Source organism: Vibrio sp. S12_S33, assembly GCF_963889785.1.
Classification (GTDB): Bacteria; Pseudomonadota; Gammaproteobacteria; order Enterobacterales; family Vibrionaceae; genus Vibrio; species Vibrio aestuarianus.
This window is the reverse complement of sequence record NZ_CAWPQZ010000041.1, coordinates 21,292-30,265: the sequence shown is the minus strand read 5'-3', so window position 1 is coordinate 30,265 and position 8,974 is coordinate 21,292. Positions and strand designations below refer to the sequence as shown.

The window sequence follows — 8,974 nt, the reverse complement described above, 5'->3', positions numbered from 1 at the left end:
CCAGCGAATATCAGTTAGCATTGTTCTTGGCATGGTATTGGTTATGGTTTTACTTTTGGCGAAGCAAATTATAACTCTTTACCATGCTGTTTAAAAAACACTCACGAAAGATCAACACGCCCTAATATTGCGCAATTGAAAGATCCCAAAATAGCTAAACTCTTTGATGCGAACGATGATGGCAAAGCCGATTTAACTGGCTGTAACCCTGGTTGGGGTTGTGAATTAGTGATTGAAGAGCAACTGACTGCGTTCGGTCTACGTCCTACGGTCACTCATAACCAAGGAAATTACGCCGCCATTATAGCCGATACTATTTCACGCTATAAAAAAGGCGATCCCATTCTTTACTACACATGGACACCTTATTGGGTCAGTGGTGTTTTAGTTCCGGGCAAAGACGTGGTATGGCTTGAAGTACCGTTTTCTGCTCTACCCGGTGAACGTAAAAATATTGATACCACGCTAGCAAACGGTAAAAACTTTGGCTTCGAAATGAACAGCATGCGCATTGTGGCCAACAAAAAGTTTGCTCAGCAAAACCCTGCTGCTGCCAAACTTTTTGAAATCATAAAGTTAGATATCAATGACGTCAGCGCTCAAAATATGATCATGAGTAAAGGGAAAAACTCAGCCAAAGATATTGAATCCCATGCCAATGGTTGGATTAAAGCACATCAACAGTTGTTCGATTCCTGGATTAATGCGGCTAAACAAGCGGCCAAATAGTCGAATGGTGGCTGCTCATAACCTTGAGCAGCCCAACCCATTTTCACGGAGGAAAGTGTGAATATTCATGAAGAAGTGCTCATCGCTATACGCCAAATTATTCGAGCAACCGATCTCCACTCAAAAAAAATCAATAAAGATTTCGGACTAACCAGTCCGCAACTATTATTAATGAGAGAAATTAAAAGTTCCGAGAACGTGACCATCAGGCAATTGTCCAGTAATACCAACATGAGCCAAGCAACCGCAACCAGTATTCTTGACCGACTGGAAAAACGAGGCTTAATTACCCGTCAGCGAGACCAAAAAGATAAACGTAAAGTGCATGCGCTACTGACAACAGAAGGTAACCAACTGCTGCTAAATGCACCTACCCTGCTACAAAACAATTTCATCGACCAATTTCAAGCCTTAAGTTCTTGGGAACAAACGCTGATTCTGTCATCTTTGCAGCGTATCTCAAGCATGATGAAAAACCCAGAAATTGAACCATCAGCGCTAACTCCCATCTTAGAAGCTAACGATCCGCTTTAGCCTTAATTAATTATAAAAACAAAGCGTTGTCGACTTTTTTCGCAACACCGCTCTAATTAAACAACTTTCCATAATTAGAGGTTGTAATTCATTGAATTTCAGCTATTTTGAAGCAAATCCCAAAGCATAACTAACCATGGATTACCTAAACTTATTTCAACTGCATTACCAATGGTTCATCACCGCTATCGTGCTAATCTGTTACCCAACACTTGCCAAATATTGTTTGCGATTTTTTGAAAACATGGTGATCGGTAAAGCGGATATCCATCGTTTAAAACGAGCTCGTTGGTTGGTTAAATCGATGCTATTTACACTACTGATAATTGCGATTTTAATGATGTGGGGAGTGGAACTACGAGGTCTGCTTGTCGTAGGTTCATCCTTATTTGCTTTACTCGGAGTCGGTCTATTTGCGGCTTGGTCTTTGCTCAGTAATGTGACATCTTTTCTCGTCTTATTTGTACAAAATAACTGCCGAATTGGCCTGTGGGTACGAGTGGTTGACGGAGCAAATATGATTGAAGGCAAAATTGTCGATATGAATTTACTGAATGTGGTTTTAGAGAATATCGATGGCGATAAAATACTCTACCCCAATAATTTATTTATCATTCGTCCTGTCATTGTTCTGAATACGGCCCCCGAAAAAGCAGTGAAGAAAAAAGAGAAACGACAACTTCCAACTGGAGTAACGCGTTGAACGAATATCAAGACTTATCATTTCAGATTGAAGCCATTTCAAAAGCGGATGACGAACAACAGGTAGACATGCTTGGCGAGTATGTTGAAAACGGCCTTGATGAAGGTTCAATAGCGATCATTCTAGAAGCGTTTCCTGTTGAGCAACGTGTCCGGTTATGGCGCAGCCTTCCACTAGAAATGCACATTGATGTATTAACGGAAATGCGTGCTGATGTACGTTTCTCAATTATTGATGCGTTATCTGAAGTCGAACTTAAACTGACGTTAGCCAAACTCGATAACTTATCCCTCATCGAATGGGCAGACTCTTTGCCTGACGAGATTATCAGTGAAGCACTTCGATTAATTAGCCGCGACGAACTGGAACTGTACGACCAAGCAAGCGCCTATGAGGATGATGAAATCGGTCACTGGGCAGACCGTAAGGTCTACACTTTACCTTTTAGTATCAGCGTAGATAAAGCAAAAATACTACTCGAAAAATACCACAATGATTCTCCTCAGCACATTTATTTGATTAACAAAGCTAAAAAATTCCGCGGCATTGTTACCTACACCGATATTTTGCTGGCCGATGGAAAAACGTTACTCAAAAACTTAAAGCAAGAGGAAATATTTACCCTTAATGCCCATCAATCCTTATCTGAAGCCGTCGAAGCTTTAGAGCATGCTCAGTTGCCAACGGTTGCCGTGATTGATGAAACGGATACTTTAGTTGGCGAAATTGACTGGCAATTTGCTCTCAGTACTCAACGAGAAATTTATGAAGCGCGCTTAATGGCGGGCACGGGTATGGACGAAGGCGATGACCTATTCGCCCCCATAATAAAAAGTTCGAAAAAGCGCGGCCTTTGGTTAGGTATCAACTTATTAACGGCAATTCTGGCTTCAATCACCATCGGTTTATTTGAGGATGTGATTTCGCAAGTCGTGGCCTTAGCGGTACTTATGCCAATCGTTGCTTCCATGGGTGGCATTGCGGGCAGTCAAACCTTAACCTTAATGGTTCGCGCCATGGCATTAAACCAAATTACGCCGGGTAACCGTTTCGCTCTACTCAAAAACGAAATTGGTATTGGTTCTATTAATGGATTGCTATGGGCATTAATCATCGGTGCATTAGCTGGCCTGTGGTTTCAATCCACCATGATCGGCACAACCATTTCCCTCGCTATCGTTGTGAACATTATAACAGCGGCAATGTTTGGTGTTTTAATCCCGATTACTTTAGATAAGTTCAAACTGGACCCAGCGCTTGCAGGATCTGTAATTTTGACTACGATAACAGACGTTGTCGGCTTTTTTGCTTTTTTAGGCACCGCCAGTTTAGTGATGTTGTAGATAAAAAGCAGGTTGTTCTATACCCAAACCATTTGAAGTTAGGCAGCAAGTGAGTTCATCCCCATGAGCATAGATAAACTATGTGATTGGGGTGAGCGAATGTAGCCAACACCGCTGCGGCTTCAAGTTATTTGGGTATATGGGATGAGTATTAACAAATGGTAAGAAAAGTATTAAATAACTAGAAAGGAACTTCAACTTGCATCATTACGTCGAGATCGTAATCTTCATGCCAGCGATAATCAATACGCATGCGAGGCTCGCCAATTTTCTTTTCACCAAACCCAAAGCTTATTTGAATACCATGGCTCATTAGCCATTCTTCGGTAGACATTTTACTCTTTTCTTCATGCAGCTCTTGAGGCATCCACACCCCAAAACCGATGTAGCTTGTCGCTAACTTTTGAGTGAAAATTGGATCATCGTCAGTTTTTAAAACCCAGTTAGACCAATATAAAGAGTTTGTGGGTGTATTATCATCCACCAAACCGATAGCCGAGAGTTGAGTCGAAACATAGTCGATACCGTCCAGCATCGAAAAACAGATGCCCGATGCTTGAAACATTACAGAACTACTGGTGCCTTCTTCTAAAAATGAGTTTGAATAGAGATCGCATGCTTTCGTCACTGACGAAAATAAGATCAATACTAAAACGGCAACATTTAATTTCATTAACAACAACTACTCCGACCACTTTGAGGTTGTGGATTTTCTAGTATAGGCGCCTTTGTTGCAAGATCATTTCCACAGACTTGGTTGTCAAACCACTAATATCAGAATTATCTGACAGGTTATGCCGAATATCCGTACTTCTTATCGCCACTTTTTCAGGGCACGCCATCACCGACCAACGCTGTAAAATTTCCCGAGCCTTATAAAATTTGTCAAAATTAAACAGATTATCGGGGCCAATAACAAAAGTAATGTCAGCGTCAGGAAATTGTTTTTGCAGTAATGACAAAACTGCATAAGTCGTCACACTTTCACCAGGTTGCTGTAAATGCTCTTCAACTGTCGATCTTTTTACATTACTTAATGCTAAATCACTAATAAAAGCATCAATAAGTTCACAGCGGGTCTCATAATCTAGCATTGATTTGCCCCAAGCGTGTGAAATGCTCGGTACCAGAAGCACCAAATCAAAATGGCTTAAAGAATCAATCACACTTTTATGACCTAAACTCGGCGGGTTAAAAGCACTTCCAAAGACAGCGATTTTTGTCATAGCAATCCTTATTCAACGTTGAAAATTACTTTCTCGGTTTTCTAATTTCGTGATTTAGGTATGATACACGAAAGATTTATTTTGCTTGCAGGAAAAGGAACTCTAATGGAAAAAATGATCCGTGATGAGATGCGCGTTCTCCCATCCATTGACCCAGCGTATGAAGTAGAACGCAGGGTTGACTTTATTAAACGTAAACTTGTTGAGTCTGGCTGCAAATCGCTCGTGCTCGGTATTAGTGGCGGTGTCGACTCAACCACATGTGGTCGTTTAGCTCAACTTGCGGTTACACAGCTAAACCAAGAACACAATGTTAATGACTACAAATTTATTGCCGTACGTTTGCCTTATGGCGAACAGAAAGATGAAGAGGAAGCACAAATTGCCCTTTCTTTCATTCAACCGACATATTCTGTTTCCGTTAACATTAAAGCGGGAGTTGATGGCTTACATACAGCTTCTCTTGAAGCACTGCAAGGGACCAGTTTAGTTCCAACCGATGCGGCTAAAGTTGATTTCGTGAAAGGAAATGTTAAAGCACGTGCACGTATGATTGCACAATATGAAATTGCTGGTTGTGTTGGAGCCTTGGTTCTCGGTACCGATCACTCCGCCGAAAACATCACAGGCTTTTACACCAAATTTGGCGATGGTGCATGTGACCTTGCTCCTTTATTTGGCTTAAGTAAACGTCAAGTACGCGCCGTAGCAGCTCAATTAGGTGCTCCGCAATTATTAGTACAAAAGACACCCACAGCGGATCTAGAAGAGCTTGCACCTCAGAAAGCCGATGAAGATGCTTTAAACCTAACTTACGACCAAATTGATGATTTTCTTGAAGGTAAGCAGGTAGCGCAACATGTCGTGGAGCGTCTAGTCGCTATCTATAAGATGACTCAGCATAAACGCAAACCGATCCCGACTATATACGATTAAGCCATTAATCGATTTGGCTACTCACCAAATTGGTAGCGTAAACAACAAAGCCAACCGAATGGTTGGCTTTATTTTTCGAATCTGAATGACAAATTATTGACTCATTTTGATCAATGATTTACCCACTAGCCATTCAAGCTCTCTTGCACTTTCGTTACCAAATTGTGCTGCCGTCGTTTTGTATAAACGGTCGATACCATTTGCAGCGAATTCATCAGCACATTCGTTCGTGACAATGTGGTGAAAAAGCAATCGCAAAATAGCTAAAAACTGCGCATTATTTAATGCTGTGATCCAACTCTTTGAAAACTGAGCAAGATCATTTTCAAAATCTAAATATTCAACGAAAAGTTTGAAAATTCGGCCATCTAACGCGGCCGTAAAATCCGTTTTCTTTGGAAAGTGATGGCTAATCCCTGTACGAGATACACCCGTTTGTTGACTCAAAGTGGTGTATGACATTTTGTCATAACCCAATCTCAATAGCTGATCAACAACAGCATCCATTATTTTTTGGATGGTGATTTCAGTATCTTCTTTACTACGCTTTGGCATGGTTTAAGCTCTTCTATTTATTAATCCATCAATTGTGATGATAGTGTTATTAAACGCCTCATCATTGCAGTGCGTTTTCCCTGTCTAAAAATCGCACAAAAAAATAGCAACGCCTATCCAGAGCATTTTGCTAAGTCATATCTGCTAGTTTGGTGTTACTTTTCTTTAGCAATCGCTAATAAAGTTAACCTACTCCGTAATATCAACCAGTAAACGAATGAATTAGGCGCAATTTATAATAGTAATAATTACATCAATCGCATAATCTAACAATCATTGCCAATTCGCAACGAACTCAACACTGTTTTGACAAAATAATGACACGAAAACTAGTGATTCTTCGATCGCCATCACACTCTATGGTTACATTATCTTTCAATATAGTTTTAAATCATCAACATGACGTACTGTTTTAATGTAGATATGTTCTGCTTTTTTGTAGCTAGTCGACCATTTGCTCGCTAGAATAACCACACACTAAATATGAGGATTCGAAATGAGTATCGAAAACGACGTAGATATCCAAGTCTGTGAAGCATGCGGCTGCGCTGGCGAAATTGGTTTTATTATCAAAGAAGGCGATGAAGTTGCAGAGGTCATGGTTATGGCTCCTAACAAGATTCAGCTTGAGGCCGAGTTTGAAAAATACTTAGCATTAGCCCAACAAGTATCAAGCAACGTTGAATATGAAGCATCTCCTATCGAGGAAAATTCAACTGAACTGCACGCGCGTTTTAAATTTGAAGTCAGTGCAGAAAAACTCATTTTCGAATTGAAGTCACGATCTTTGGCTCGCTAATTACGCCTTGATAATAATGACCAAAAGCGAGCAACTATTAGCTCGCTTTTTTTCTATTTGCACTAAACAGATATTGAAGCAAAGTAGCAATCGGCCGATACTGTTAGCAAGTGTTTTGGATAAGTGGATGCTATGAACAGAATCCGGCTTTTATTTTTATTATTCACCCTCATTTTTTCCAGTTTTAGTTGGTCACAATCCTTGGATCAATACAAAATCCTCAACCACCTCGATAACTACGGTAATTTGGATTTACGTAATAAACCTTATACCTCCCTACCTGATGATCTCACGCTCAAAGGCAATTTAAACATAGCGAAAACTTCTATTCTGTCATTACCTAAGGCGCTAAATGTACAAGGTAGTTTAGATGCATCAAATAGCTTGTTAAAAAACGTACCCAAGGGAACCACCATCCGTGGTTACGCCAATTTACTCGGTAGCCAAATCAAATCGTGGCCAGGAGGGATAAAGGTTGGTGGCTACATCAATTTCACCGATACTCAACTCGAGAAATTACCCGCTAATTTCAAAGTAAAAGGTGATCTCAGTGTCATTCGCACCCCATTAGCCACTCTACCGGAAGGGCTAACAATTGAAGGCAGTTTGTTTATTGGTGGGTCTAAAATAACAGAATTCCCAGACACCATGACCGTCAATGGGAATATCTACTTAGGGGGGAATGTTATTAGTAAGTGGCCAACTACTTTAACACTAGGTGGTGCTGTAGCACGCTAGTAAAAACATATGCAGATAGCAGCAACAAGAAACAAGAAACAAGAAACAAGAAACAAGAAACAAGAAACAAGAAACAAGAAACAAGAAACAAACTATACCCAAACAACTTGAAGTTGCAAATAGGCGGCAAGTGAGTTCATCCCCATGAGCATAGATAAACTATGTGATTGGGGTGAGCGAACGTAGCCAACACCGCTGCAACTTCAAGTAGGAAAGGTATAGGAAAGTAAAAGAGAAGCGCCTCACTTCTCTTTTCTATTAGGGCGTGTTGGCCTAGTTACAACTGGTTTTTGGCTGGGTTTGCATAGCTATCGAGCAGATAACGTTGAGCCCCTTCTGGTATCTGAGTCAACTTACGCTCTAAATGTGCTCGGACATCAGGGGTGATATCACTACTTTCGATATCCGCTGCTAATTTATTGATTGGAAATAGCTCATAGTTTGCGTGTATTTGGCGATCAATCTCTTGCGCGAGTGCATCTGGCGTCTCAAACGCTTGATCTATAACCTCACCAAACGCGACATGGACACGACCTTTCTCTCCAACGATCCCTTGAACGATGCTTTCAATATCTTCAAACTCACTTTTTTCATAGCGACCACTAGAGGCTTTTTCGTACAATTCACACGCTTTTGCAATATCACAAGGATCATTCTCATAGGAAATCGCAACCGGCACGATCCTCAGAGACTGAATGTAGCTGGCAAAATCAATTTTCTGTTTACGTCCTTCAACATGAAACATTTTCAAAATGGCAGGATCAGTGAAATCATTGCCATCTTTAGCTCGACCTTCTTTTTGAGCTATCCATACCGAATTACCAGTATCCAAGGAATGCTTAATGTAGGCCGATAGTGTCCCTAATGCCTTCATCATTTCACGAGGCCCTTTCGCAGAACGTTTTACAATGAAGCTTTTATTTAACCTCATTAATTCTGTCGTGCAGGGTTTTTTCAATAGATTGTCACCAATAGCAATCCGCACTGTTTTGTGGCCAGAGGTATTAAGACCATAGTTAACCAACGCTGGGTCCATCGCGATATCGCGATGATTAGAGACAAATAAATAAGCCGTCTGCTTATCCAGTTTGTCCAAGCCACTAAAGGTAACCCCTTGAGTAGTCGATGTTAATGTCTTAGTTAAGTATTTCTTAACTTCCAACTGAATGGCTTCAACTGACTTTAACTTTGACCATTTAAATTTTAGATACACTTTCACAAACGGACTAAGCATTGATTTTAGCCAAGCAGAACGCTTATCAAATCGATGTTGCAAAATCGCTGCAATAAATTCTTCATCATTAATCAGGCGGTCAATCGCCGCCGGAATTTCATCGTCATTGTATGGACGGATGTCTACATAAGGATCAGTTGTGGTGGTCATATTTTTATACATCAAATAAAAAACTGG

General features: G+C 40.6%; 11 protein-coding genes. 7 read left to right on the top strand and 4 right to left on the bottom strand.

Going from position 1 to position 8,974, the window contains the following annotated elements:
- Positions 1-36: 36 nt before the first annotated feature.
- The 4 genes from proX to AACW06_RS15585 all read left to right on the top strand — a co-directional run bounded on the left by proX (position 37) and on the right by AACW06_RS15585 (position 3,309).
- On the top strand, positions 37-729 hold the full coding sequence (gene proX / locus AACW06_RS15600; protein WP_337923494.1) for a glycine betaine/L-proline ABC transporter substrate-binding protein ProX: 693 nt from the start codon (positions 37-39) through the stop codon (positions 727-729).
- 57 nt (positions 730-786) lie between these two features.
- Positions 787-1,263 carry a MarR family transcriptional regulator gene (locus AACW06_RS15595; protein WP_192075774.1) on the top strand — a complete coding sequence of 159 codons (477 nt, stop codon included), beginning with the start codon at positions 787-789 and terminating at the stop codon, positions 1,261-1,263.
- Between the two features lie 136 nt (positions 1,264-1,399).
- A complete protein-coding gene (locus AACW06_RS15590; RefSeq protein WP_192075773.1) occupies positions 1,400-1,966 on the top strand; it encodes a mechanosensitive ion channel domain-containing protein in 567 nt (188 codons plus the stop codon).
- Positions 1,963-3,309 (top strand): magnesium transporter, encoded by a 1,347-nt coding sequence (locus tag AACW06_RS15585; protein ID WP_192075772.1) that lies wholly within the window; start codon positions 1,963-1,965, stop codon positions 3,307-3,309. The genes AACW06_RS15590 and AACW06_RS15585 overlap by 4 nt, the downstream gene beginning before the upstream one ends.
- A gap of 181 nt (positions 3,310-3,490) precedes the next feature.
- Here AACW06_RS15585 and AACW06_RS15580 read toward each other — a convergent pair whose 3' ends face one another.
- Both AACW06_RS15580 and AACW06_RS15575 read right to left on the bottom strand, forming a co-directional pair.
- On the bottom strand, positions 3,491-3,982 hold the full coding sequence (locus tag AACW06_RS15580; RefSeq protein ID WP_192075771.1) for a hypothetical protein: 492 nt from the start codon (positions 3,980-3,982) through the stop codon (positions 3,491-3,493).
- A 40-nt stretch (positions 3,983-4,022) separates the two neighbouring features.
- Positions 4,023-4,535: a nicotinate-nicotinamide nucleotide adenylyltransferase gene (locus tag AACW06_RS15575; RefSeq protein WP_192075770.1), complete on the bottom strand. Its 513-nt coding sequence runs from the start codon at positions 4,533-4,535 to the stop codon at positions 4,023-4,025.
- Positions 4,536-4,640: 105 nt separating this feature from the next.
- Between AACW06_RS15575 and nadE the strand changes: the two genes are divergently transcribed.
- Complete coding sequence (gene nadE / locus AACW06_RS15570) at positions 4,641-5,471, top strand: ammonia-dependent NAD(+) synthetase (protein WP_192075769.1); 831 nt, start codon at positions 4,641-4,643, stop codon at positions 5,469-5,471.
- A gap of 93 nt (positions 5,472-5,564) precedes the next feature.
- Here nadE and AACW06_RS15565 read toward each other — a convergent pair whose 3' ends face one another.
- Complete coding sequence (locus AACW06_RS15565) at positions 5,565-6,026, bottom strand: TetR/AcrR family transcriptional regulator (RefSeq protein ID WP_192075768.1); 462 nt, start codon at positions 6,024-6,026, stop codon at positions 5,565-5,567.
- Between the two features lie 496 nt (positions 6,027-6,522).
- Between AACW06_RS15565 and AACW06_RS15560 the strand changes: the two genes are divergently transcribed.
- Entirely contained in the window at positions 6,523-6,825 is a 303-nt protein-coding gene (locus tag AACW06_RS15560) for a YfcZ/YiiS family protein (protein ID WP_053311071.1), read from the top strand.
- Between the two features lie 132 nt (positions 6,826-6,957).
- Positions 6,958-7,563: a hypothetical protein gene (locus AACW06_RS15555; protein ID WP_192075767.1), complete on the top strand. Its 606-nt coding sequence runs from the start codon at positions 6,958-6,960 to the stop codon at positions 7,561-7,563.
- Positions 7,564-7,840: 277 nt separating this feature from the next.
- Here the strand turns inward: AACW06_RS15555 and AACW06_RS15550 are convergent, their stop codons facing one another.
- On the bottom strand, positions 7,841-8,947 hold the full coding sequence (locus tag AACW06_RS15550) for a 1-acyl-sn-glycerol-3-phosphate acyltransferase (protein ID WP_192075766.1): 1,107 nt from the start codon (positions 8,945-8,947) through the stop codon (positions 7,841-7,843).
- Positions 8,948-8,974 lie beyond the last annotated feature (27 nt).

What these genes read in the sequence shown, in the direction of transcription:
- nadE (WP_192075769.1), top strand. Translation starts at nt 4,641, where the DNA reads ATGGAAAAAATGATCCGTGATGAGATGCGCGTTCTCCCATCCATTGAC.
- AACW06_RS15555 (WP_192075767.1), top strand. Translation starts at nt 6,958, where the DNA reads ATGAACAGAATCCGGCTTTTATTTTTATTATTCACCCTCATTTTTTCC.
- AACW06_RS15580 (WP_192075771.1), bottom strand. Translation starts at nt 3,982, where the DNA reads ATGAAATTAAATGTTGCCGTTTTAGTATTGATCTTATTTTCGTCAGTG.
- AACW06_RS15575 (WP_192075770.1), bottom strand. Translation starts at nt 4,535, where the DNA reads ATGACAAAAATCGCTGTCTTTGGAAGTGCTTTTAACCCGCCGAGTTTA.
- AACW06_RS15565 (WP_192075768.1), bottom strand. Translation starts at nt 6,026, where the DNA reads ATGCCAAAGCGTAGTAAAGAAGATACTGAAATCACCATCCAAAAAATA.
- AACW06_RS15590 (WP_192075773.1), top strand. Translation starts at nt 1,400, where the DNA reads ATGGATTACCTAAACTTATTTCAACTGCATTACCAATGGTTCATCACC.
- AACW06_RS15560 (WP_053311071.1), top strand. Translation starts at nt 6,523, where the DNA reads ATGAGTATCGAAAACGACGTAGATATCCAAGTCTGTGAAGCATGCGGC.
- AACW06_RS15550 (WP_192075766.1), bottom strand. Translation starts at nt 8,947, where the DNA reads ATGACCACCACAACTGATCCTTATGTAGACATCCGTCCATACAATGAC.